Annotated in this window: 17 protein-coding genes; 11 read left to right on the top strand and 6 right to left on the bottom strand. The window is 72.2% G+C overall.

Features of this window, described 5'->3' with window-relative positions:
• The coding region (locus tag LCD31_RS22225) for a polysaccharide deacetylase family protein (protein WP_224960879.1) at window positions 1-933 on the top strand (933 nt) is incomplete at its 5' end.
• Window positions 934-1,003: 70 nt separating this feature from the next.
• Here the strand turns inward: LCD31_RS22225 and LCD31_RS22220 are convergent.
• A complete protein-coding gene (locus tag LCD31_RS22220) occupies window positions 1,004-3,025 on the bottom strand; it encodes a primosomal protein N' (RefSeq protein ID WP_224960878.1) in 2,022 nt (673 codons plus the stop codon).
• Window positions 3,026-3,137: 112 nt separating this feature from the next.
• Here LCD31_RS22220 and LCD31_RS22215 point away from each other — a divergent pair, with 112 nt between their 5' ends.
• Window positions 3,138-3,605 (top strand): tRNA (cytidine(34)-2'-O)-methyltransferase, encoded by a 468-nt coding sequence (locus LCD31_RS22215; RefSeq protein WP_224960876.1) that lies wholly within the window; start codon window positions 3,138-3,140, stop codon window positions 3,603-3,605.
• Window positions 3,606-3,708: 103 nt separating this feature from the next.
• Here the strand turns inward: LCD31_RS22215 and LCD31_RS22210 are convergent, their stop codons facing one another.
• Window positions 3,709-4,689 carry a TerC family protein gene (locus LCD31_RS22210; RefSeq protein WP_224960882.1) on the bottom strand — a complete coding sequence of 327 codons (981 nt, stop codon included), beginning with the start codon at window positions 4,687-4,689 and terminating at the stop codon, window positions 3,709-3,711.
• A gap of 563 nt (window positions 4,690-5,252) precedes the next feature.
• On the opposite strand from LCD31_RS22210, the gene LCD31_RS22205 reads away from it, so the two are divergent.
• From LCD31_RS22205 to LCD31_RS22195, 3 genes are all read left to right on the top strand, one after another.
• A complete protein-coding gene (locus LCD31_RS22205; RefSeq protein WP_374108138.1) occupies window positions 5,253-8,018 on the top strand; it encodes an alpha/beta fold hydrolase in 2,766 nt (921 codons plus the stop codon).
• A gap of 656 nt (window positions 8,019-8,674) precedes the next feature.
• Window positions 8,675-9,619, top strand: a complete 945-nt coding sequence (locus LCD31_RS22200; protein ID WP_374108139.1) for an ABC transporter permease — start codon at window positions 8,675-8,677, stop codon at window positions 9,617-9,619.
• A 46-nt stretch (window positions 9,620-9,665) separates the two neighbouring features.
• Entirely contained in the window at window positions 9,666-10,559 is an 894-nt protein-coding gene (locus LCD31_RS22195; protein ID WP_224960871.1) for a LysR family transcriptional regulator, read from the top strand.
• A gap of 213 nt (window positions 10,560-10,772) precedes the next feature.
• On the opposite strand, the gene LCD31_RS22190 is transcribed toward LCD31_RS22195, so the two are convergent.
• Window positions 10,773-11,459, bottom strand: coding sequence for a DUF6461 domain-containing protein (locus tag LCD31_RS22190; RefSeq protein WP_224960869.1), 687 nt, complete (start codon window positions 11,457-11,459; stop codon window positions 10,773-10,775).
• Between the two features lie 246 nt (window positions 11,460-11,705).
• Between LCD31_RS22190 and LCD31_RS22185 the strand changes: the two genes are divergently transcribed.
• The 4 genes from LCD31_RS22185 (at window position 11,706) to LCD31_RS22170 (ending at window position 15,907) form a co-directional block, all read left to right on the top strand.
• The gene (locus tag LCD31_RS22185) at window positions 11,706-12,893 is read left to right on the top strand and encodes a CaiB/BaiF CoA-transferase family protein (RefSeq protein ID WP_224960865.1); all 1,188 of its coding nucleotides are present in this window, start codon (window positions 11,706-11,708) and stop codon (window positions 12,891-12,893) included.
• A 64-nt stretch (window positions 12,894-12,957) separates the two neighbouring features.
• Entirely contained in the window at window positions 12,958-13,695 is a 738-nt protein-coding gene (locus LCD31_RS22180; RefSeq protein ID WP_224960863.1) for an acetoacetate decarboxylase, read from the top strand.
• Between the two features lie 14 nt (window positions 13,696-13,709).
• Window positions 13,710-14,675, top strand: coding sequence for a 3-hydroxyacyl-CoA dehydrogenase family protein (locus LCD31_RS22175; protein WP_224960861.1), 966 nt, complete (start codon window positions 13,710-13,712; stop codon window positions 14,673-14,675).
• Window positions 14,676-14,722: 47 nt separating this feature from the next.
• Window positions 14,723-15,907 carry an acyl-CoA dehydrogenase family protein gene (locus tag LCD31_RS22170; protein ID WP_224960858.1) on the top strand — a complete coding sequence of 395 codons (1,185 nt, stop codon included), beginning with the start codon at window positions 14,723-14,725 and terminating at the stop codon, window positions 15,905-15,907.
• A gap of 56 nt (window positions 15,908-15,963) precedes the next feature.
• On the opposite strand, the gene LCD31_RS22165 is transcribed toward LCD31_RS22170, so the two are convergent.
• The 3 genes from LCD31_RS22165 to uvrB all read right to left on the bottom strand — a co-directional run bounded on the left by LCD31_RS22165 (window position 15,964) and on the right by uvrB (window position 22,224).
• Window positions 15,964-17,514: a hypothetical protein gene (locus tag LCD31_RS22165; RefSeq protein ID WP_224960855.1), complete on the bottom strand. Its 1,551-nt coding sequence runs from the start codon at window positions 17,512-17,514 to the stop codon at window positions 15,964-15,966.
• A 23-nt stretch (window positions 17,515-17,537) separates the two neighbouring features.
• Window positions 17,538-19,439 (bottom strand): hypothetical protein, encoded by a 1,902-nt coding sequence (locus tag LCD31_RS22160; protein WP_224960853.1) that lies wholly within the window; start codon window positions 19,437-19,439, stop codon window positions 17,538-17,540.
• Window positions 19,440-20,067: 628 nt separating this feature from the next.
• Window positions 20,068-22,224, bottom strand: coding sequence for an excinuclease ABC subunit UvrB (gene uvrB / locus LCD31_RS22155; protein ID WP_224960850.1), 2,157 nt, complete (start codon window positions 22,222-22,224; stop codon window positions 20,068-20,070).
• Between the two features lie 115 nt (window positions 22,225-22,339).
• On the opposite strand from uvrB, the gene LCD31_RS22150 reads away from it, so the two are divergent.
• On the top strand, window positions 22,340-22,936 hold the full coding sequence (locus LCD31_RS22150) for a DUF402 domain-containing protein (protein ID WP_224960848.1): 597 nt from the start codon (window positions 22,340-22,342) through the stop codon (window positions 22,934-22,936).
• 106 nt (window positions 22,937-23,042) lie between these two features.
• Window positions 23,043-23,549: a hypothetical protein gene (locus tag LCD31_RS22145; protein WP_224960845.1), complete on the top strand. Its 507-nt coding sequence runs from the start codon at window positions 23,043-23,045 to the stop codon at window positions 23,547-23,549.
• The last annotated feature ends 106 nt before the right edge of the window (window positions 23,550-23,655 follow it).

Below are 23,655 nucleotides of genomic sequence, written 5' to 3'. Positions count from 1 at the left end.
CCCGACACCCCTGACGTCGCCGCTCCCCCTCCCGCGCCGCCACCGCCTCCGGCGCCGGAATCGGTGCGCGCCAACGAACTCGGCAAGGTCCCGGTGCTGATGTACCACCGGATCACCACCGAACCGAGCAGCGTCTACGACCGAACCCCGCAGGACTTCCGCGCCGAGCTGGAACGGCTCGCCGCGGAGGACTACACGCCGATCACCGCCGGCGAGTACGCGAGCGGCCGCATCGACATCCCCGCGGGCAGGCACCCGGTGGTGCTCACCTTCGACGACGGCTCCACCGGCCAGTTCGCCTTGGACGGCGCCGGGCGGCCCGCGCCGGACACCGCCGTGCGCATCCTGCTCGACACCGCCGCCGAGCACCCGGAGTTCCGGCCCACCGCCACCTTCTTCGTGTTCGACCCGCCGTTCGAGGACCCGGGCGGGAAGACCACGCTGCCGTGGCTGCACGAGCACGGCTTCGAGGTCGGCAACCACACCCTGGAGCACCCCAACCTCGGCCAGGTCGGCTCCGCGGAGGCGCAGCACCAGATCGCCGCCATGCAGCGGAAGATCGGCGAAGCGCTGCCGGACGTGCCGGTGCGCGCGCTGGCGCTGCCGCTGGGCGTGCACCCGGACGACGAGGCGCTCGCCGCGGACGGGAGCGCCGACGGCGTGACCTACCACCACGACGCGGTGTTCCTGGTCGGTTCCAACCCGGCGCGCTCCCCGTTCGACGCGGAGTTCGACGGGCAGAACATCCCGCGGATCCGCTCGCAGGCCGCCACCGGCGAGGAGGCCGAGTACGGGTCCACCCAGTGGCTGGACGAGCTGGCGGGCGACCCCGAGTCGCGCTACACCTCCGACGGCGACCCGGACCGGATCTCGGCGCCGAACTCCGCGTCCGCGGACCCGGCCCCCGGCCTGCCCGACCTCTACCGCTACTGATCCGGATGAGTGGCCCGTCCGCCCGGCGGAACCGGGCGCGCGGGCCACTCACCTCGGGCGGGTCGGGTGGTCAGAGGAGTTCGAGCGGGTCGACCCGGACCTTGACCCGCTCGGCCGGTCTGTGGGAGGCGCGGACCGCCTGCGCCGCGTGCAGCGCGGCGGCGAGCTCGCGCCCCGCCGGACGGGTGACCCGCACCAGTGCGCGCTCCTGCTCGGAGCCGCCGTCCTCGTCGACCTCGCCCAGCGGCACCGGCCCCAGGACCTCACCGGTGCCGGGCAGTTCCAGGTGGTCCAGCAGGTCGTTCACCGCCTCCGGCGAGCCGTCCACCGCGGCGACCCGCATCGCAGGCGGGAAGCCGAGCTCGGCGCGCCCGGCCAGTTCGATCGACGCGTGCCAGGCCGGGTCCCACCGCACCAGCGCCTGCACCGGTTGCAGCGTGGAATCGGCCATCACCACCACCCGGCCGCCGTCCCGCGCGGGGCGCACCATCGCCGCCGCCGCGAACCACAGGCGCAGCGCCTCCTCGGTGGCGCGCAGCTCCGGGCGGGACAGCAGGGTGCGCCCGTCCAGCAGCAGCGCCGCGCCGTAGCCGCCCTCGGCGACGGGTTCCGCACCGGGCGTGCACACGATCAACGCCGGTCCCGCGGGCACGCTGGAAAGGATCTCCCCACCGCCGGAGGTGCGGACCGCCACGCCGCTGAACGCCCGCCCGAGCTCCTCGGCGGTGCGACCCGCGCCGATGGCGATCGCCCGCAGCCGCCGCGAACCGCAGGACCCGCAGCGGAACGCGGCCTCGGCCGCCCCGCACCAGCGGCACGCGGCCGGTTTCGGCGCCCCGTCCTCGGTCCCGCCGGGCAGCCCCAGCGGACCGGCGCAGCGGCGGCAGCGCGCCTGCTCCCGGCAGTCGCCGCAGGCCAGCGCGGGCACGTAGCCGCGGCGCGGGACCTGCACCAGCACCGGCGCGCCCTCGCGCAGCGCAGCGCGAGCCGCGTCGAACGCCACCGACGGCAGCCGGGCCGCGCGGGCCGCCGGATCGCGGGCCAGCTGGGTGTCGTCGGCGCCGATCGCCACCACCCGCGGCGCGGCGGCCCGTACCTGGTCGCGGGTGCCGACGACCTGCTGCGCCCAGCCGGTCTCCACCAGCAGCGCGGCCTCCGCGGTGCGGGCGAACCCGGCGACGAGCACCGCGGCCCCCGCGGCGTGCGCCCGGTGGGTGAGCACGTCCCGCGCGTGCGGGTACGGCATCTGCGGGTAGCTGTGCATCGCGTCCCCGTCGTCCCACACCACGGCCAGCCCGAGGTCGTGCACCGGGGCGAACATGGCCGCCCGGGTGCCGACGACCACGCGCACCGCGCCGCGCAGCACCTTCAGCCACCGCTTGTACCGCTCCCCCGGCCCGAGTTCCGAGGTGAGCGCGACGACCCCGTCCTCGCCGACCGCGCGAGCGCAGGCGGCGTGCAGCCGGGTGACGTCGCGGTGGTCCGGCACCACCACGAGCACGCCCCGCCCGGCCGACGCGGCGGTGGCGGCGGCTTCGGCGAGCCGGTCGGTCCACTGCTCGCCGGGCAGCGCCTGCCACACCGCGCGGGCCGGTTTGCCCGCGTGCACGGCGTCCAGCAGCGCCGGTCCGCGCTGGTAGCGCTGCCACGCCGCGGTGTCCGGCCGTTCCGGGACGGGCGCGGGTTCGGCGACCTGCTTCTCGGCGCGCGCGTGCCGGGGCGGCACCGCGAGCCGCACCACGTCGGCGAGCATCCCGCCGTAGCGGGCGGCGACGGCGCGGCACAGCTCCAGCAGCCGCGGCGGCAGCACCACCTCGGAGGAGATCACCCGGTCCACCCACTGCAGCGTGCCGGTGAAGTCCGAGGACTCCTTGCGCTCCAGCAGGTACCCGTCGACGAGCTTGCCCCGGAACCGCACCCGCACCCGGCAGCCGACGGCGGCGGCCTCGTGCAGCCGGTCCGGGACCAGGTAGTCGAAGGTGCGGTCCAGGTGCGCGGGCAGCGACACCTCCACCAGCACGCTCGCCACCGGCAGCGTGGGGGCGGCCGTGCGCTCGGCCTTCGTCGTCGTGTTGGTCCCGCGCCCCGCCATGCGCACTTCTCTACCAGAGCGCGGCGACGGGCCCGCGCACCTGGTCGGCGATCCGGGCGGCGCCGAGGGGGTCACTACGATGCGGCGGGCAGCGAACGTGAAAGGACCCCGCGTGTTCGACGTCGTCTTCTACCACCCCGAGATCCCCGGCAACACGGGCAACGCGATCAGGATGGCCGCCGGTTCCGGCTGCGCGTTGCACCTGGTGCGGCCGCTGGGGTTCGACGTGGCGGACGCGCGGCTGCGCCGGGCGGGCCTGGACTACCGGGAGCGGGCGGTGCTGCGGGTGCACGACGACTGGGAGTCGCTGCTGGCGGAGCTGGATCCGCAGCGGGTGTTCGCGTTCACCACGGGCGCGACGACCTCGCTGGAGGAGGTCCGCTACCGGCCGGGCGACGTGCTGCTGTTCGGCCCGGAGTCGACGGGCCTGCCCGCGGAGGTGTCCGGTTCGGACCGGATCACCGACCGGGTGCGGATCCCGATGCTGCCGGGGATCCGGTCGATGAACCTGGCGAACTCGGCGGCCGTGGCGGTGTACGAGGCGTGGCGCCAGCAGGGCTACGCGATGCCCGCGGACTGATCGGCGAACCGGCCCGGACACGGAACCGGGGGGCATCCCGGTCGTCGGATGCCGCGCGGTTCGCGGTCTCGATCTCGTCGGCGGCGCGGCCGCCGAGGCGGGATCAGGGCTTGGCCTCCGGCTCCGCCGGCTGCGCGGCCGCCTCGTCCTTGCGGGCCTTCGCCAGGCTGGCCACCGTGGTGATCACCAGCACGCCGATGATGACGCCCAGCGACATCCAGTTGTTGATGTCCAGCCACTCGGGCACCGCGTGGTACTCGTGCAGCGCGTGCACCACCAGCTTGATGCCGATGAAGCCGAGGATGATCGACAGCCCGATGTTGAGGTAGACCAGCTTGTCGACCAGCCCGCCCAGCAGGAAGTACAGCTGCCGCAGGCCCATCAGCGCGAACGCGTTCGCGGTGAACACCAGGAACGGGTCCTGGGTGATGCCGAAGATCGCCGGGATGGAGTCGACCGCGAACAGCAGGTCGGCGCTGCCGATGGCGACGATCACCACGAACATCGGGGTGAGGAAACGCTTGCCGTCGATCTTCACCACGGACTTGGTCTCGTGGTAGTCGTCGGTGACCGGGAAGACCTTCCGGACCCAGCGGACGACGATGTTCTCCTTGTACTCCTCGTCCTCGTCCTTGTTCCGGATCATGCCGATCGCGGTCCAGATCAGGAACGCGCCGAAGACGAAGAACACCCACACGAAGCGCTCGATCAGCGCGGCGCCGACGGCGATGAACGCGCCGCGCATCACCAGCGCCAGCAGGATGCCGATCAGCAGCACCCGGTGCTGGTGGATCGTCGGCACCGCGAAGCTCGACATGATCACCATGAAGATGAACAGGTTGTCGACGCTGAGCGAGTACTCGGTGATGTAACCGGTGAAGTACTCGATCGCGAAGTGCTGGTCGCCGAAGATCCACACGCCGATGCCGAAGACGATCGCGCAGGCGATGTAGAAGGTCACCCACCGAGCCGCCTCGCCGGTGGTCACCTCGTGCGGCTTGCGGTCGACGATCACCAGGTCGATCAGCAGCAGCAGGGCGAGACCGCCCAGCGTGGCCGCCCAGATCCACCAGGGCACGTGCATGGAATCGGCCGCTTCTTGAGCCTGCTGCGCCACCACGGTCAGCTCGGCACCCATCGATTACCTCCGGTTCAGGGCGTGCGCCGGGACCGGAGGTCTCTTCCACCGGCGAAAACGAGCCGGTCGACGGCACCGGGTCCCAACGGGAGCTTTCGGGGCAACCGGTGGGGCCGTGATGACGATGCCGCCGCGAAGGAATACTCCCCTCCACAACGTTGCCAAGATTGTCACTTATGCACTGCTTCGAACACCAGCCCGGGTTGATCGCCCCGAATGCAGCCGGAAGGCTACGGCGAGCTACCTAGGACAGCAATGCCCTGGTCACAGCATCACCCGAACCGGGGTACCGGTGTCGGCGTGTGAGCAAGGCCATCGGCTGCAGCAGCTCGACTCGAACGAACGGGCGATGGCCGTGGCCCACGGCGCGGTTATGATCGCCGCGCCCGCACTCGGGGATGCGGCAGCGCACCGAACGACACGACGATCGCGAGGGTGACGCCGCGGCGGACGGCCGGATTTCTGTTCGGTTGCTGCTTCATAGCGTCTTCGCCCTGGCCCGCCTCAGGATGAAACCGTTGCCGCCTCTTTCCCCTACTGTCGGGCCCGTGCCCCCGCTCCCCCGCCGCAGCAGGCCGTTCCTGCTGCTCATCGTGATCGTCGTGCTGCTGATCGCAGGGCTGGCGGCGCTCTGGTCCGGCGAGCCCCCCACTCCCGCCGCTCCGGAGCCGCGCCAGGCGCTGATCGACGTGCAGGACGGCCCGGGCGGCCAGGAGCGCATCCAGATCGATTCGACCCTCTACGCACCCGCAGCGACCCCGGCCCCGGCGGTGGTGATCGCCCACGGCCTCGGCGGCGACAAGACCGACGCGGACGCGCAGGCGCGGGAGCTGGTGCGGCGCGGGTTCGCGGTGCTGACCTACTCGGCGCGGGGATTCGGCGGCAGCAGCGGGCGGATCCGGCTCAACGCGCCGGAGTACGAGGTCTCCGACGCCCACCAGATCGTGGACTGGCTGGCCCGGCAGCCGGAGGTGCAGCGCGACGGCGAGAGCGACCCGCGGGTCGGATTCACCGGCGTCTCCTACGGCGGCGCGCTGAGCCTGCTGGTGGCGGGCAGCGACCCCCGGGTGGACGCCATCGCACCGGTGATGACCTACAACGACCTCGGCCAGGCGCTGCTGCCGAACGCGGCGGGCGGCGCGCCCCCGTCCGCGGACACCCCGGCGCACGGCACCGCCGGGCCGCAGGGCGTGTTCCGGCGCGCCTGGGCGGGGCAGCTGTTCTCCCCCGGTGGGCCGGCGCCCGCCGACGGGTCCTCGGTGGCCTGCGGGAACTTCGCCCCGGACGTGTGCGCGGCGTACGGCGAGCTGGCCCGCACCGGCCGCGCCTCCGCGGCCACCCGGCAACTGCTCGCCTCGGTCTCGCCGAGCTCGGTGACCCGCGACATCCGCATCCCGACGCTGCTCGCCCAAGGCACCCAGGACACCCTGTTCGGCCTGGACCAGGCCGATGCGAACGCCCGCCAGATCGCCGCCGCCGGCGGTGACGTGAGCGTGCTGTGGTTCGCCGGAGGGCACGACGGCGCCCCGCCCGGGCCGCGCGTGGAGGCCCGGATCGCCGACTGGTTCGCCTTCCACCTGGGCGTCGGCGAGGCGGCCGACCCCGGTGACCGGTTCCGGTTCGACATCGCGGGCAACTCCCGCGCGGACGGCGAGGTGCCGGTGCGCACCGCGTCCGCCCCGGATTACCCGGGGGTGCGCGCGGACCGCACCCCGCGGTTCTCGCTGGACCTGCACGGGCGGGCCACCTCGGTGCTCAACCCGCCCGGCGGTGCTCCGGGCGCGCTGAGCTCGTTGCCCGGGAAGCAGGGCCGCCGGGTCGAGCCCTACGACCTGCCGCGGCAGGTCGCGGTGTTCGGCACCGAGCCGATGTCCTCCCGGATGCTGATCTCCGGGGTGCCGCAGACCCGGCTGTCGGTCGCCGCCGAACCCGGCCAGCCCACCACCCGGGACGCGGTGCTGTTCGCGAAGCTCTACGACGTGGACCGCGAGGGCCGCCGCGAGCTGCTGGGCGACGCGGTCGCCCCGATGCACGTGACCGGCCTGCGCCCGGACGGCACGCCGGTGGAGGTGAACGTGGCGCTGCCCGGGGTGGTGCACTCGGTCGAGACCGGGCACCGGCTGGAGCTCGCCGTGAGCACCACCGACCAGGCCTACGCGGTGCCGACGGCGACCGCGGTGCACCGGGTGGACCTGGCGGGGCCGCGCGCGCTGTCGGTGCCCTCGGTGAAGGGCACCAGCACCAGCGACGGCGCGTTCCCCGCCGCCCCGGTCGCCGGGATCGCCGGGATCGCCCTGCTGGGCGGCCTCGGCTGGTTGATCACCCGGCTGCGCCGCGGCTACGCGCCGGCGACGGAGGCCGAGGTGACCGGGCCGCCGCTGGAGATCACCGAGCTCACCAAGACCTTCCCGCGCAAGGTCACCGCGCTGCGCGGTGCGTCGATGCGGGTGGAACGCGGGCAGATCGTCGGGTTGCTCGGCCCGAACGGCGCGGGCAAGACGACGACGCTGCGCCTGCTGCTGGGACTGCTGCACCCGACGTCCGGGGAGGTCCGCGTCTTCGGGCACCGGGTCGAGCCGGGCGCCCCCGTGCTGTCCCGGATCGGTGCGCTGGTCGAATCGCCCGGGTTCCCGCCGCACCTGACCGGGCTGGAGAGCCTGAAGCACTACTGGGCGGCGACCGGCAGGCCGATGCTGCAGGCGCGGTTCGACGAGGTGGTGCACATCGCGGGCCTCGGCGAGCACGCGCACCGGCGCACCGCCACGTTCAGCCAGGGCACCCAGCAGCGGCTGGCGATCGCGCAGGCCATGCTGGGGCTGCCCGACCTGCTGGTGCTGGACGAGCCGACGAACCGGCTGGACCCGCCGCAGATCCACCAGATGCGCGAGATCCTGCGCCGCTACGCGGCGACCGGTCGCTGCGTGCTGCTGTCCAGCCACCTGCTGTCCGAGGTGGAGCAGACCTGCACGCACGTGATCGTGATGCACCGCGGCGAGGTGATCACCTCGGGCAGCGTGGCCGAGATCGTGTCCGTGGACGGGCAGGCGACCTTCCGCGTCGACGACCCCGCGCGGGCCGCGGCGGCGCTGCGAGCGCTGGAAGGGCTCGGCGCGGTGGAGGTGGACGGCGACCTGGTGCACGCCGACCTGCGCGGGCACGACCGGTCCACCGCGGTGAACGCGCTGGTGGTCTCGGGGGTGTCGGTGGACCAGGTGGGTCCGCGGCGCAGGCTGGAGGACGCATTCCTGAACCTGGTCGGAGAGGAGCAGCGCTGATGGCGGAGCGGTCCACGGGCGGTACCGGGCCCGCGGCCCCGGACTCCTCGGCGGAGGAGCCGTGGGCGGCCGACGCGGCGCGCGGCGGCCGGGAGACCGAGCCGCTGTCGTCGGAGTCCGAGCGGCACCGGGCGGCGATCGCCCGCGCCCTGGAGTCCGGCGGCCTGCTCGGCGGGGACTCCGCGGAGCCGCGCGGGCAGCTGTGGGGTTCGGACGCGCTGCTGCCGGACGACCCGGAGCCGGACGAGCGGTCCGGCCCGGTGGAGCGCGACGACCTGGACTTCCCGGAGATCGGCCGCGGCGGATCCGCCGAACCCGGTACCGAGCCGGACGACGGCGCGGCCGCTCCCCTCCCGGAACGGGACTGGACCAGCCCCACCTGGGAACCGGACGAACCGAGGCCCACCGGGCCGGACCCGATCGCGCGGGACGCCACCGGTCCGGGCACGGCGGCGAGCGCGGCCGGGTCGACCCCGGCCGGGGGCACGACCGGCTCGGGCACGGCCGGCTCGGGCACGGCGGGAAGGGGCACCGGCCCGGGCACCGCCGGGAGCCCGGCCGGACCTGACCCGACCCGGAGCACCGGACCGAGCACGACAGGTGGCGGCACCCGCCGAACCGCCCGGAAGCACCCGCGTTCCGGTGTCGTCGAGAGCATCCCGGCCGCGGTGACCGAGGCGCCCGCGTCGAGCGGGGAGACGGCGTCGAGCGGGGAGACGGCGGCCGCGCTGCCGGTCAGCGCGCAGGACCCCACCCAGCCGGACGGCAGCGTGCAGGGCTACCAGGTGCGCCGGACGCTGCCGGTGCGGGTGGAGCTGGCCCGGCAGGCGGGCCGGCGGCGGACGCGGCTGGCGCTGGGTTTCCTGGTGCTGCTGCCGCTGCTGCTGCTCGCCGCGTTCGTGATCGGCGACGACGGCTCGGTGCCGCGGACCGCGGACCTGGCGGGGATGGCCACTTCCAGCGGGTTGAACTTCACCGCGTTCGCGATGTCCTCCTCGGCGGGGTTCCTGCTGGTCGTGGTGGTGGCGTTGTTCTTCGGCGACACGGTGGCCAGCGAGGCCTCCTGGTCGAGCCTGCGCTACCTGCTGGCCGCTCCGGTGCCGCGCGGGCGGCTGCTGCGGCAGAAGGCGGTGGTGGCGGCGCTGCTGTCGCTGCTGGGGATCGCGCTGCTGCCCGCGGTGGCGCTGGCGGCGGGCGTGTTCTGGTACGGCACCGGGGAGCTGGTGACGCCGAGCGGGAGCGTGCTGCCGTTCCCGGTGGGCCTGCTGACCGTGGCGCTGGCGGTGCTGTACCTGGCCGTGCAGCTGAGCTGGGTCGCCGGGCTGGCGCTGTGGTTGAGCGTGAGCACCGATGCGCCGTTGGGCGCGGTGGGCGGCGCGGTGCTGGCCTCGATCCTGTCGCAGATCCTGGACCAGATCTCGGCGCTGGGCGGGCTGCGTTCGTTCCTGCCGACGCACTACGCGTACGCGTGGGGGGACCTGCTGGCCGAGGAGGTCGATTGGACGAGCATGGCCAACGGGGCGTGCTCGTCGCTGGTGTACGCGGCGGTGTTCGTGCTGCTGGCGCACTGGAGCTTCCGGCGCAAGGACATCACCAGCTGATCGGGCGGCGCGGGGCGTGGCCGAACGGGGTAATAGGCTGCGACGCATGGAGGTGTTCCACCTGCGCTACTTCGCGGCCGTCGCCGAGAACCTGAGCTTCTCGAAGGCGGCGCGCCAGCTGCACATGGCGGTGTCGCCGCTGAGCAGGCGGGTCCGGGACCTGGAGCGCGAGCTGGGCGTGCGGCTGTTCGACCGCGATTCGCACAGCGTGCACCTCACCCCCGCGGGCAGCGCGCTGCTGCCGCTGGCCACCGAGGTGCTGACCCGGTTCGACGACATCCCGGGACGGCTGCGCCAGGAATTGGGGACGCAGCAGCGCATCGTGCACGTGGGCGTGCCGCCGGGCCTGCACCCGCGGTTGCGGGACCGGCTGCGCGAGTTCGACCGCACGGCGGGCTGCGAGGTGCGGCGCTGGCCGGGCGGCAGCCTGGACCTGGTGGACCAGGTGCGGCGCCGCGAGCTGGAGCTGGCACTGGTGCACCTGCCCGCGCACGCGGAGGGCGTGGAGGTGCGGGAGGTGATGCGGGAGCCGCTGGGCGCGGTGCTGCCCGCCGCCGAGTTCGCGGGCCGCGAGTCGGTGTCGCTCGCCGAGCTGACCGGCCACGTCTACGCCCGGCCCGGTTCGGGCCTGTCCCCGACGTACTTCGACCAGCTGGAGGTGCAGCTGGCGGCCGCGGGCATCCACCGCCGCACCACGCTGAGCACCAGGGATTACTCGGGCACCGGCGAGTTCGTGGCGAACGGCGGCGCGTTCGCGATCTCGATGCTCGACCCGCAGAACCAGATGGGCCGCCCGTGGGAGCACGACCGGGTGGTGGTGCTGCCGTTCGCGGACATCGACCCGGTGCTGGCGACCGGGCTGATCTGGCGCGCGGACCGCGCCGAACCGGGCGGCGAACTCGCCGACCTGGTCGCAGGAGCCCTCGAAGTCCTCTCGTGACCGGGGAGCCACCCCGGCGCAACGGCCCCGCATCGTTTTCCTGTCAGCGGCGAAGCCGCTGAGCTGACGACCACCCGAGCAACAGGACCACCCGCGGGTTCTCAGCCACTTCCTCGCGAGGACAGCGTTTTCTCCTGTGGCGGAGCCACCGGTGAAAACGATCCCGCAGCGAGGAAGCGGCTGAGGTTCCGCCACACCACCCCCACGCAACGGTCAGTCCAGTTCCACGGCGATCAAGTCCGCTGCGCGCAGTTCGTCGTAGGTCCAGTTCGCTCCGGCCAAGGCACAGGCCAGGCGGTCGAGGAAGGCGTGGTCGCGGCGGTCCGAGTAGTCCTCGTCGTCGTCCTCGTCGTCCTCGATGAGCTCGTCGAGGTTCCCGGCGGCGTCGATCGCGGCGCGCACGACCGCGGGCGCGTCCGCGGGCAGTTCGGCCACGTCGCTCTCCACGTTGTCGAAGTCGGTCTCGAACACCGGCTCCCCGTCCTCGGCGTAGCAGAGCCGGTTGAGGGCGTTGATGTCGATGTGCAGCGACACCGCCGGTCCGGGGGTCGCGGCGGAGAGCGCCGCGGCGGGGTCGTCGCCGAGGTCGTCGGTGGTGTTCGCGTCGTCCATGACGAAGGTCCAGCCGCGCACCCGCCCGGCCAGCAGCACGGTCTCCGCTTCGGAGTCGAGCACGGTGGCGGGCAGCGAGCGGGTGTCGAGTTCGGCCGGGGCTTCGGCGGGAAGCGCACAGGGCACGGCACGTGCCGGGTCGGCGCCGAGCACTTCCAGCGCGGCGGCGGGTTCGAGGTCCCGCACCAGGTAGAACATCAGGTGGTCGGGCCCGTACAGCGAGGTCGTCCAGACCGGACAGCCCTCGTCGTCCAGCGTTCCGGCGGGGAATCCCGGCGTGGTCAGCACTGCGCCTCCTCGGTTCGAGCGGTGTGCCGATCATTGTGGACGGCGGCACCGACAGCGGAGCGTCCGGCGGGGCCGCACGGGCGGACCGCTCCGGCGAAACCGCTGGTCAGCGCCCCGCAATGGCATGACCGCCGCGGTCACGCCGTTGTTCTCCGATCGGGCGCACCGATCGATTGCCCCTCCCGGAACCCGCTCGTAGCGTCGTTAGTGAAGCTAATGAAACCGCGCGAGAGGAAGTCCGCAGCCATGACAGCCCCCGCCGACGCACCCGCCACCTCGGGCCGGACCGGCCCGCTGGCAGGTGTCCGGGTCATCGACATGGCCACCGTGGTGATGGGCCCGTACGCGGCCCAGATCCTCGGCGACCTCGGCGCCGACGTCATCAAGATCGAGTCGCCGAAGGACACCGTCCGCAACGGCACCCTGCACCGCACCCCGGGCATGACGCCGCTGAACCTCAACGTCAACCGCAACAAGCGCAGCGTGGCGCTGAACCTGAAGGACGAAGCCGACCACGCCACGGCGCTGGAGCTCATCGGCGGCGCGGACATCCTCATCACCAACATGCGGATCGGCGCGCTGCGCAGGCTCGGCATGGACCACCAGAGCCTCGCCGAGGAGTTCCCGCACCTCATCTACGCGCATGCGCAGGGCTTCCGCCCCGACTCCGACCGCGCCGACCTCGCCGCCTACGACGAGACCGTGCAGGCCGCCTCCGGGCTGCTGGACCTCGCCGCGCGGTCCGGGGACATCGGCGCCCCCGTCGTGCTGCCCAGCATCTTCGCCGACAAGGTCGCGGCGCTGACCATCGTCTACACCGCGCTCGCCGCGCTGCACCACCAGCGCGCCACCGGCGAGGGTCAGCTGGTCGAGGTGCCGATGGCCGACACGCTGCTCGCGTTCAACCTGGTCGAGCACCTGCAGGGCGCCGCGTTCGAGCCGCCGATGGGCCCCACCGGGTTCGCCCCCTCGATGAACAAGGGGCACCGGGCCCGTCCCACCAAGGACGGCCACGCGATGATCATCCCCTACAGCCCGCAGAACTGCCGCGACCTGTTCCACGCGGCCGGGCGCTCCGACCTCGCGGAGGACCCGCGGGTCAACGGCGAGATCCTGGACGCCATCAACGACGGCGAAGCGCTCGCCGAGATGATCGAGTCGGTCACCCCGAACCTGACCACCGCCGAGTGGATCGACGTGTGCACCAAGCACAGCATCCCGGTCGGGCCGGTGCTCAAGCTCGACGACGCGGCAGCCGACGACTACGTCCGCGGCGGCCACCTGCTCGACCTGGCCGAGCACCCCAGCGAAGGCGCCTACCGGGCCATCGGGGTGCCGGTGAACTTCTCGGCCACCCCCGCCTCGATCCGCAGCCACGCGCCGCTGCCCGGCCAGCACACCGACGAGGTGCTGCGCGAGCTCGACCAGCGGTGAGCTTTGCCGCAGCACCCACCGGGGAATTCCACCTCCACCACCCGTGCACGAAGGAGACCGGTCGTTGAACCGCGAGCAGATCCTGCAGAGCCCCACCACGCCGCTCACCGCGCCCGCCTACGCCGCGGCGGTCCCCCGGTTCACCGACCGCGAATACCTCAACGTCGTGTACCGGACCGACCCGGAGGCGCTGCGTGCCGTGGTGCCGGAGCCGCTGGAGATCGATGAGCCGCTGGTGCGGTTCGAGATCATGAAGATGGGCGAGGTCACCTCGTTCGGCCCGTACGTGGAGTGCGGCCAGGCGATCCCGGTGCGCCTCGGCGCCGAGCGCGGCGAGTACCTGCACGCCATGTACCTGGACAACTTCGCCGCCACCGCCGCCGGTCGCGAGGCCAGCGCCTACCCGAAGGTGCTGGGTTCGCCCGCGTTGTTCCCCGACCAGGGGGCGCTGGTGGGCACCCTGGACTACGGCACGCAGCGGGTCGCCACCGCGACCATGGGCTACAAGCACCACCCGATGGACCTGGAGCGGGCGAAGGCCGAGATCACGGTGCCCTCGTTCATGCTCAAGATCGTCCCCGGCTACGGGCGGGAACCCCGGGTGTGCGAGCTGATCCGCTCGCAGATCACCGACATCACCGTCAAGGAAGCCCACACCGGCCCGGCCCGGCTCCAGCTGTTCGAGCACGTGCTGGCGCCGCTGGCGGACCTGCCGGTGCGCGAGGTCGTCTCCGCCAGCCACGTCGTCACCGACCTGACGCTCGGCGCCGCGACCCCGGTCCACGATTACCTCGCCGAGTGAAGGAGCGAAATCCCATGACGAGCAACGACCTCCGGTGGAAGTCGGTCGCGGTGGTCGGCGCGGGCACCATCGGCCTGTCCTGGGCCGCGCTGTTCGCCGCCCGCGGCATGCAGGTGCGGCTGACCGACCCGCGCGACGACCTGGCGCAGGTGCTCAGCGAGGCCGTCCCGTCGATCGCCGCGGGCATCCCGGGCGCCTCGGCCGCCGACCTGCTCGGCCGCATCGAGGTGACGTCCTCGATGCCGGAGGCGGTGCGCGGCGTCGACCTGGTGCAGGAGAACGGCCCGGAGCGGCTGGACTTCAAGCAGGAGCTGTTCGCCGAGATCGCCGAGCACGCCCCCTCCCGCGCGGTGCTGGCCTCGTCGAGCTCCGGCATCGTGGCCACCGACATCGCCGAGCAGCTGCCCGCCGAGGTGGCGGCGCGGGTGCTCATCGCGCACCCGTTCAACCCGCCGCACGTGGTGCCGCTGGTCGAGGTGGTGCCGGGCGAGCGCACCGGCGAGGACGTGGTGCGGGCGACGGTCGAGTTCTACCGCGAACTCGGCAAGACCCCGGTGCGGTTGCACAAGGAGGTCCCCGGCTTCGCCGCGAACCGGTTGCAGGGCGCGATCATGCAGGAGGCCATCAGCCTGGTGCTGGACGGCGTCGTCTCGGCGTCCGAACTGGACACCGTGATGAAGGCGTCGCTCGGCGGCCGCTACGCCACGATCGGCCCGTTCGAGAGCTTCCACCTCGGCGGCGGTCCCGGCGGGATCCGGCACATGATGGGCCACCTCGGGCTGCGGATGGCCGAGCAGTGGAAGGGGCTGGGACGCCCCGAGCTGACGCCCGCCGCCGTCGAGGAGCTCGTCGGCCAGATCGAATCCGCCTACGGGTCCGGTCCGCACGCCTACCTGGAGCGCTCCGAAACCCGCGACCGCAAGCACAACGCCATCAACGCCGCGCTGGACGCGGAAGCGGACGGCGCCGACCAGCACTGACCGGCCGGGGCGCACGCCGCCCCGCCACTCGCAGAGAGAGGGCCACGATGCCCAAGAAGATCAGCACCGACCCGGACTTCTTCGGCTACGCCGAGCTGCTCAGCGACTCCGAGCGCGCCGAACTCGCCGAGATCCGCGACTACCTGCAGCGCGAGATCGCCCCGCTGGCCAACCCGGCCTGGGACAAGGCGGAATTCCCGTTCGAGGCCATCGAGAAGTTCGCCAAGCTCGGCCTCGCCGGCTACCAGTACCCCGAGCACGGCGACGGCAAGGAGCGCAGCTCCCTGTTCCCCGGTTTCCTCAGCATCGAGCTCAACCGCATCGACCCGTCGCTGGCCGTGTTCTCCGGTGTCCACACCGGACTCGCGATGGGCAGCATCCAGGGCGGCGGCGACCAGGAGCAGCGGGACCGCTGGATGCCGGACATGGTCGCCATGCGCAAGATCGGCGCGTTCGCGCTCACCGAACCCGAGGGCGGATCCGACGTCGCGGGCGGCATGCGCACCACCGCGCGGCGCGAAGGCGACGAGTGGGTGCTCAACGGCGCCAAGCGCTGGATCGGCAACGGCACCTTCGCCGACCTCATCGTGGTGTGGGCCCGCGACGAGGCCGACGGCCAGGTGAAGGGATTCGTCGTCGGCAAGGACACCCCCGGCGTCACCGCCACCAAGATCGAAGGCAAGATCGCGCTGCGCACCGTGCAGAACGCCGACCTCGTCTTCGAGGACGCGCGGGTGCCGGAGGCCGACCGGCTGCAGAACATCAACAGCTTCCGGGACACCGCGAAGGTCCTCGCCCGCACCCGCGGCGGCGTCGCCTGGCAGGCGCTGGGGCTGGCGATGCGCGCCTACGAGCTCGCCCGCGAGTACGCGGTGAGCCGCGAGCAGTTCGGCAAGCCCATCGGCGGGTTCCAGATGATCCAGGACCTGCTGGTGAAGATGCTCGGCAACATCACCGCCATGTTCGGCATGGTGGTCCGGCTCAACCAGCTCACCGAGCAGGGTGAGGCGGGCGCCGAGCAGGCCGCGCTGGCCAAGGCGTTCACCACCACCCGGATGCGCGAGGTCGTCGCCTGGGCGCGGGAGCTGTTCGGCGGCAACGGCATCGTCCTCGACTACGAGGTCGCGAAGTTCTTCGCCGACGCCGAAGCGGTCTACTCCTTCGAGGGCAGCCGGGAGATGAACACCCTCATCGTCGGCAAGTCCATCACCGGGCTCAGCGCCTTCGCGTGAGGTGGTGCGGCGCGGCGCCCGGGGCTGCAGCCCCGGGCGTTCGCGTGCGACTCGGGTCAGCCCGGGTAGTTGCGCACGGGTGTCCGCTCCTGGTCCTCGATCTCCACGATCTGGATCGCCCGACCGCGCGGCTCACCGGTGTCCTCGTCGAAGTAGAAGGAATCACCCGCGCCGTCGATCTGGTAGTTCGGACTGATGTGACCGCCGATCCGCCCGCGCACCGAGTTCGGCGTCGGGACCGCCTGCTGATCGCCCTGGACGGCCTCCGCGATGCCCGCGGCCGCGACCTTCATCGCGTCGTACTCCATGATCGCCCAGCCGTTGGCGAGACGTGCCGGGTCGGCGAACCTCTCCCGGAACTCGCCGAACCGCTTCGCGGCCTGCGGGTTGAACCCAGGTGACCCGAGCGCATCCGGGTCCGCCAGCGCCGCGTAGACCACCCGGACGTCGGCGGGCACGTCCGCCGGGTCCAGACTCGCGGCGTCCGAGCCGGTGATCACCGTGGTGTGGCGCGGGCAGTCCGCCGCCAGCTGCTTCAGGAACGGCAGCAGTTGCGAAGACCGACCCCCGTACAGCACCGCGTCACCCTCGTTCGAGCACGCGCGCTTCGCCGCATCCTCCAGCGAGAACGCGATCTCGCCCTCGCCGGCGTCCCCGGCGAACGTGATCGGGAACCGGTCCACCCCGTTCCCGAACGCGTCCTGCAGGGCGTTCGCCAGGCCGACCGTGTAGAAGTCGTCCCGGTTGAGATCCTTGACCAGCTGGTAGGACGACGTCCCCCGCTCGTCCGCGAGCTGCTCCGCCAGCGCTTCCGCCTCCCGCCGGTTGTTCGGGCTGACGAGGAAGAACCCGTCGATCCGACCGCTCGGCACGTCCTCCCCGGCGTCGAACCCCTCCACCACCCCGCGCGCGTTCAACCCGTTGGCGGTGAGCACCGCGCCCACCATCGGGATCTCGGCGTCCGCGAGCGCGTGCGCCCCCAGCAGGGTCTCCTTGGTGCTCACCCCGAGCCCGGTGACCGCGACCAGCGGGGACTCCGCCGCGGTGTGCCGCTTCAGCTGATCGACGACCGGCGCCCACCCCTGCTCGCCGGATCCCTCGTTGGCGACCACGACCTGCAGGGCAGGGCCCTTGGGGTCGTCGTTGACGTCCTGCTGCGCTTGGGCCGCGCCTTCGAGCAGGTCGCGCACCTGGTCTTCGGACGCGGCCCCGAAGGCGCGCTTCGGCACCGGCGTCAGGACCCCCACCGTCACCGTGGCGCGGTTCGGGTCGGCCGCGGCCTCCCGGTTCTGCCGGTCGATCCTGGTCATCACCGGGCTCAGCGCGTCGACGCCGAAGTTCGACGACGCCGACACGCCCATGCACTCCGCGGCGCCCGCCTCGTCCTCGGGGACGCCGGCCGCGCGCAGCTCGGCCGGGCCCACCCAGTCGCCCGAGCCGCAGTGCGCGTACGACACCGCTCGCCACCCGTTCTGGTAGACCGCCACCACCACGCCGCACACCAACGCGGCCGCCAGGAGCGCGGCCAGCCGGCGCCACCACCGCCGCCGGGTGGACTCCCGGTGCGACGGCGGCCGGGTGAAGCTCGTATCCAGCACCGCGTTCACAGCTTCCTCCTGCACCCCGGTGTTCACCGGTACCTGTCCGCCTCGGCCCGCAGCACCGGGAGGCCGTCGCGCGCGTACGGCGCGACGTCGTCGAAGTCGACTGCGATCTCGCTGTTCAGCTCGTGCTTGCGGGCGCCGCCGAGCGGGTCGGCCGCCACCCACTTCGCGGCGACGAGCCGGGCCAGCGGGGCCACCGGCAGGTCGCGCGGCATGACCCACCTGGTCAGGTCGCGGACGCGCTCGCCGGGGGCTTGCGCGCTCGTGCTCCGGCTGGGCGCCGAGCACACCGATCCCAGGAGAGCCAGCCAAGCCACGGCGTCCATCTGGTCCAGCTGGTCCGCGAGCCGCCGCGTCACCTGCTCGACCTCGCCGAGGGCCAAGGCGAAGTGCAACTCCCCGGCCAGGTCCTGATCCTGCTCGCAGCGGCTGCGCAGCCAGCGGTGCACCGACTCCCAATCGGCGCGCTCGCCCGGGCCGCGGGCGGCGAGCCTGCGCAGCAGCAGCCTGCGCAGCACCGGGACCATCACCTGGTCCGCGTCGACGGAGCACGGCCACCACGCCGCTTCGAGCACCACCGGCCGCGGGTCCGCCGAGGCCAGCATCGGCCGGTACTCGGCCAGCAGCTGCCCCTCCGCGAAGTTCCGCGCCGCGGAGCAGGTGATCAGATCTTCCAGGCCGGTCAGCGGAACGCCGTGCAGGAACGCCTTCAGCGCGAGGGACTCCACCCGGTCCGCACCGGCCCCGGCAGGCAGCGGCCCCACGAGCAACCCGTGCAGGTCGGCCGGGTCCGCGCCCTGCTCCGCGATGGCGTCCAGCAACATCCGGGTGGTGCGCGCGTGCCCGTGCGCGAAGCCGTGCAGCATCGCGACCGCGCGCCGGGAGTTGTCCAGCACCGGGCTCAGCGGCGCCGCCATGTCGGCGACCGCGTCCGCGCTGAGGTCGCCGAGCAGCACCGGGTACGAACCGTGCCTGCGGTGCTGCGCCGAGCGCGCGAGGTGGTCGGCGTAGCCCGCGCCGTCGATCGGTACCGGCCCGCCGCGCGCGAGCGGGTCGACGTGCGCGGTGGCCACCGCGGTCAGCGGATCCGGGTCCTCGGCCGCGGCCGTCCCGCGCCGCCGGCGCGCGGCTTCCAGTCCCCGCAGCAGTTCCGGTACGGCGTCCGCATCGTCGAGCAGCACGGCGCAGTTCAGCGTGCGGCGATCGGCCGTCCACCCGCTGCGGAACCCGTTCCGCAGGTCCGCCAGGAACGCGGCCCACAGCACTTCGCCCACTTCCTGCGCGACGTCCGGCACGTCCGCGCGGGCCTTGCGGTTGAGGTCGACCAGCACGTCCACCGGATCGCGGTCCAAGCCCCGGTCCTGGTGCCCGTACCAGGCCCGTTCGTCGCCCCACTGCCACCGGGCGCGCCGCAGCGCGTTGATGCCGCTCAGCACCAGGTCCGGCAGGTTCCCGCCCACCGCGGCGGCCGTCCCGCCGGCGAGCGAGGCCAGGAATCCCGGCGGATCGCTGATCTTCGGGTAGGTGGCCAGCGACTCCTCGACCTGCCTGCGCGCCGCGGGCCGGCTGGTGGGGTCCAGGCGCGGCCCGAGCGCGAGGTGCCCCGCGATGAACCGGGGGAACTCCAGCATCCCGTAGCCCTTGCAGGGCCTGCTCAGCTGAGCGGCGAGGTCCGCCAGCACCCGCGGCACCGGTGAACCGTCGATCCGCGCGCAGTCCAGCCGGGCGCACGGCACGTTGCCGTCCATCCGGGCCGCGAGCTCGTCGAGCAGCGCCGTCTTCCCGGTACCGCTGGTACCGCAGAAGACGAGGACGGGAACCGGCCGGCTCACCGGGATGCCGCCGCGTTCCGGGCGCACCAGGAATTCCCGGACCAACCGCAGTTCCCGCTCGCGTCCGCACAACGATCTGCTCGCGTGCCGCACCATGAGATCCCCCGATCCGCGCTGCACGACTCCCCCGGTCAATTCCCCACCGCACCCGGAAGAGCGAGAAAAGGAGATTACAAAGATCCGGACCGAGCGGTCAACGCTCTTTTACCGGAAAGACGATACCGCCGGGCGGTGAAACCCGATCGGGCCAATGCGCAGCCACCCGGACCACCCGCGGAGCAGCGCGAACCCGCCCGCGCGCACAATTCGACCACCCCGAAGGGGAAAGATCTACAACGTCATCAAGATCGGAAATTGCCGCCGTCGAATGCGCGCACATTCACGACGGTCATATTCCACGAACACGAACGACGAGAACGACCCGCCGGACGAAAGCGCCGAAAGCGAGCGCAGCGACGCTCTCATCCCCGGTGTCCCTGGCCGGCGAACCAGTCGATATGACAGCCCCGTCGAAACCGGCGTTCCGCGCCGCCGCGGAGCGCCACTTCCCCCTCGAACGACACGTCACGATGCCGAGCGCCCGCGCCGATCCCCGGTCGGAGCCGTCCTGTTCCACGACGAGCCCGCTGCGAACGCGCGCCGCCGGACACCACCGACGGCCAAGGGCTCGGCGACGGATCGCCGCTGGCCCTGACCCCGCCCGCTCCGGCGCGGGCGGCGGGTCCTACTTGATCCCGGCCGCGTCCATGCCGCGCAGCTCCTTCTTCAGGTCGTGGATCTCGTCCCGCAGCCGCGCGGCCAGCTCGAACTGCAGCTCCCGCGCCGCGTTCATCATCTGGTCGTTGAGCTGCTGCACCAGGTCCGCCAGCTCCGCCCGCGGCATCGAGCTCGTGTCGCGGCCCTCCAGCACCCCGGACGAGGCCACCGCCTCACCGCTGGGCTTCTTGCCGCGCGAGGAGTTGCGGCCGGAACCGCCGACCGCCACCGACTCCTCGGTGTCCTCCGACTCGGTGTAGACGCGGTCCAGGATGTCGGCGATCTTCTTGCGCAGCGGCTGCGGATCGATGCCGCGCTCGGTGTTGTAGGCGATCTGCTTGGCGCGGCGCCGGTTCGTCTCGTCGATGGCGTGCTGCATCGAATCGGTGATCTTGTCCGCGTACATGTGCACCTGGCCGGAGACGTTGCGCGCCGCGCGCCCGATCGTCTGCACCAGGCTCGTCCCGGAGCGCAGGAAGCCCTCCTTGTCGGCGTCCAGGATCGCCACCAGCGACACCTCCGGCAGGTCCAGGCCCTCCCGCAGTAGGTTGATGCCGACCAGCACGTCGAACTCGCCGAGCCGCAACTGCCGCAGCAGCTCCACCCGCCGCAGCGTGTCCACCTCCGAGTGCAGGTAGCGCACCCGCACGCCGAGCTCCAGGAAGTAGTCGGTGAGGTCCTCGGCCATCTTCTTCGTCAGCGTCGTGACCAGCACCCGTTCGTCGCACTCGGCGCGGTCCCGGATCTCGCCGACCAGGTCGTCGATCTGGCCCTCGGTCGGCTTCACCACCACCTCCGGGTCGACCAGTCCGGTCGGGCGGATCACCTGCTCGACGAACTCGCCGCCGGCCCGCCCCATCTCGTACGGGCCGGGCGTCGCCGACAGGTACACCGTCTGCCCGATGCGGTCGGCGAACTCCTCCCAGGTCAAAGGCCGGTTGTCCATCGCGCTGGGCAGCCGGAAGCCGTGCTCGACCAAGGTGCGCTTGCGGGACATGTCGCCCTCGTACATGCCGCCGACCTGCGGCACCGTCTGGTGCGACTCGTCGATGACCAGCAGGAAGTCGTCCGGGAAGTAGTCCAGCAGCGTCGCGGGCGCCGTGCCCGCCTCGCGGCCGTCGATGTGCCGCGAGTAGTTCTCGATGCCGGAGCAGAAGCCGACCTGGCGCATCATCTCGATGTCGTACTGGGTGCGCATCCGCAGCCGCTGGGCTTCGAGCAGCTTGTTCTGCTTCTCCAGCTTCGCCAGCTGCTCCTCCAGCTCGCCCTCGATGCCGCGGATCGCCTTCTCCATCCGCTCCGGCCCCGCCACGTAGTGGGTCGCCGGGAAGATCCGCACCTCGTCGACCTCGCGGACGATCTCGCCGGTCAGCGGGTGCAGGTAGTAGAGCCGTTCGATCTCGTCGCCGAACAGCTCGACGCGCACCGCCAGCTCCTCGTACGCCGGGATCACCTCGACCGTGTCGCCGCGCACCCGGAACGTGCCGCGCGCGAACGCGATGTCGTTGCGGGTGTACTGCACGTCCACCAGCGCCCGCAGCAGCATGTCCCGGTCGATCTCACCGCCGACCTCCAGCGGGATCGACCGGTCCAGGTACGACTGCGGCGTGCCCAGGCCGTAGATGCACGACACCGAGGACACGACCACGCAGTCCCGCCTGCTCAGCAGGTTCGAGGTCGCCGAGTGCCGCAGCCGCTCCACGTCCTCGTTGATCGACGAGTCCTTCTCGATGTAGGTGTCGGTCTGCGGGACGTACGCCTCCGGCTGGTAGTAGTCGTAGTAGCTGACGAAGTACTCGACGGCGTTGTCCGGGAAGAACTCCCGCATCTCGTTCGCCATCTGCGCCGCGAGCGTCTTGTTCGGCTCCAGCACCAGCGTGGGCCGCTGCAACCGCTCGATGAGCCACGCCGTGGTCGCCGACTTGCCGGTACCCGTCGCGCCCAGCAGCACCACGTTCGCCTCACTGGCCTTGATCCGCCGTTCCAGGTCGTCGATCGCCGCAGGCTGGTCGCCGGACGGGTCGTAGTCACTGACCATGCGGAAGCGGCCACCGGTGCGCGGGATGTCGCTGACCGGCCGGAAGGTGGTGTCGGCCGGGGTCGGGTACTCAGTCGCGAAAGCCACGTCCCCGAGGGTACGAGCCCCCACCGACACCGTGCCGCCGGCCGAGGCGCGCACCACCTCCCGCCCCGGATTTCAACCCTGCCGCCGCACCCCGGACCCGACCTACAGTGGCGGGGTGACCACGCAACGCGAGATCGCAGAGCGCCTCGGACTGCCCGTGCACCCGCCGAAGGTCGAACTGTTCGACGTCGAAGCGGGGACCAACACCGATCCCAAGAGCATCGTCCGGGACGTGGACGAATACCGGCTCGAACCGTTCGGCCTCTACCTCCGCCGCGGAATGCCCGCCCACCCGAGACTGCGGGCGCTGCAATCCTGGTTGCTGCCCGAGCACGACCTCCGCATCACCCGCTGGGAACACCACCCGGGCCGCGCGGACGGCTGGGACTACTACGTGGACGTCGCCCGCATCGAACCCGGACCGCGGTGGTGGCGCTCCGAGGACCACTACCTCGACCTGCTCGTCGCCGACGGCCGCGAAGCGCAGTTGATCGACGTCGACGAGTTCCTGCTGGCCGTGCGGTCGGAACTGCTCGACGAGCGGACCGCGGAACGAGCCATGCGCGCCGCCTGCACCGCGTTGGAAGGGCTCGCCAGGCACGGGAACCGGCTGGACGACTGGATGCGGGAACTCGGCATCGAGCTGTCCTGGTCCGGGCAATCCACCCACGATCCCGTGGCCCGGCCGTCGCTCGTACCGCCGAATCGGTGATGGCCCGCGCACGGGCCGAATCGATATCCGACGAGGACGGGAAAGTTATGTTAAAGAACGGTGCTGACGATCGCGGGCCTCGAAAACGACGCTACTGTCTGAAGTCGTGGGCGCCGTAATCACTCCTCAGCTGGTGGACACCATCGATCTGTTCGCTGCGCAGCGTTCGCATTCTTCGGGCGCCGTCGTGCCCTTGGATCGATGCCAGGTGGAGCACTGGGGGCTCTCCCTCGAATACGCGACGCCCGAGGATCCCGCGCACGAAGGCGAGGTCACCTGGCTGATGCCGGACCTCGGCCTGCGGCTCACCCGCCGCCGGTCCCGGCGCAGGCACTCCCGGCGGGAACCGAGCATGCTCACCGTCGTTCACGTCGAACGCGACACCCGATCGTGGACGGTGACCGATCTGCTGCTCGGCCTGCAGGTCCCGGACCACGGCTCCGCGCGCATCGTGCAGGCCGAGGAGTTCGCCACCGCCATCTCCGCCGGCATGATCCGGCTCAGCGAAGCCGACTACGCGCTGCGCACCGTGCACCGGACCTTCGAGGAGATCAGCAGGCACCGGGACATCAACCAGTGGCTCGCCCACCGAGGCATCTTCGAACTCTGGTGAGTTTTTCTGGTCTTCTTGGCATCGGGGCGGGTGGCGGAACCTCAGCTGCTCCCTCGCTGCGGGATCGTTTTCACAGGTGGCTCCGCCACATGAGAAAACGCTGTCC

It is taken from the genome of Saccharopolyspora sp. 6M (assembly GCF_020176775.1).
GTDB classification, from domain to species: domain Bacteria; phylum Actinomycetota; class Actinomycetes; order Mycobacteriales; family Pseudonocardiaceae; genus Saccharopolyspora_C; species Saccharopolyspora_C gregorii.
Note: the sequence above shows the minus strand (reverse complement) of the source record. Positions and strands in the feature narration are given on the sequence as shown.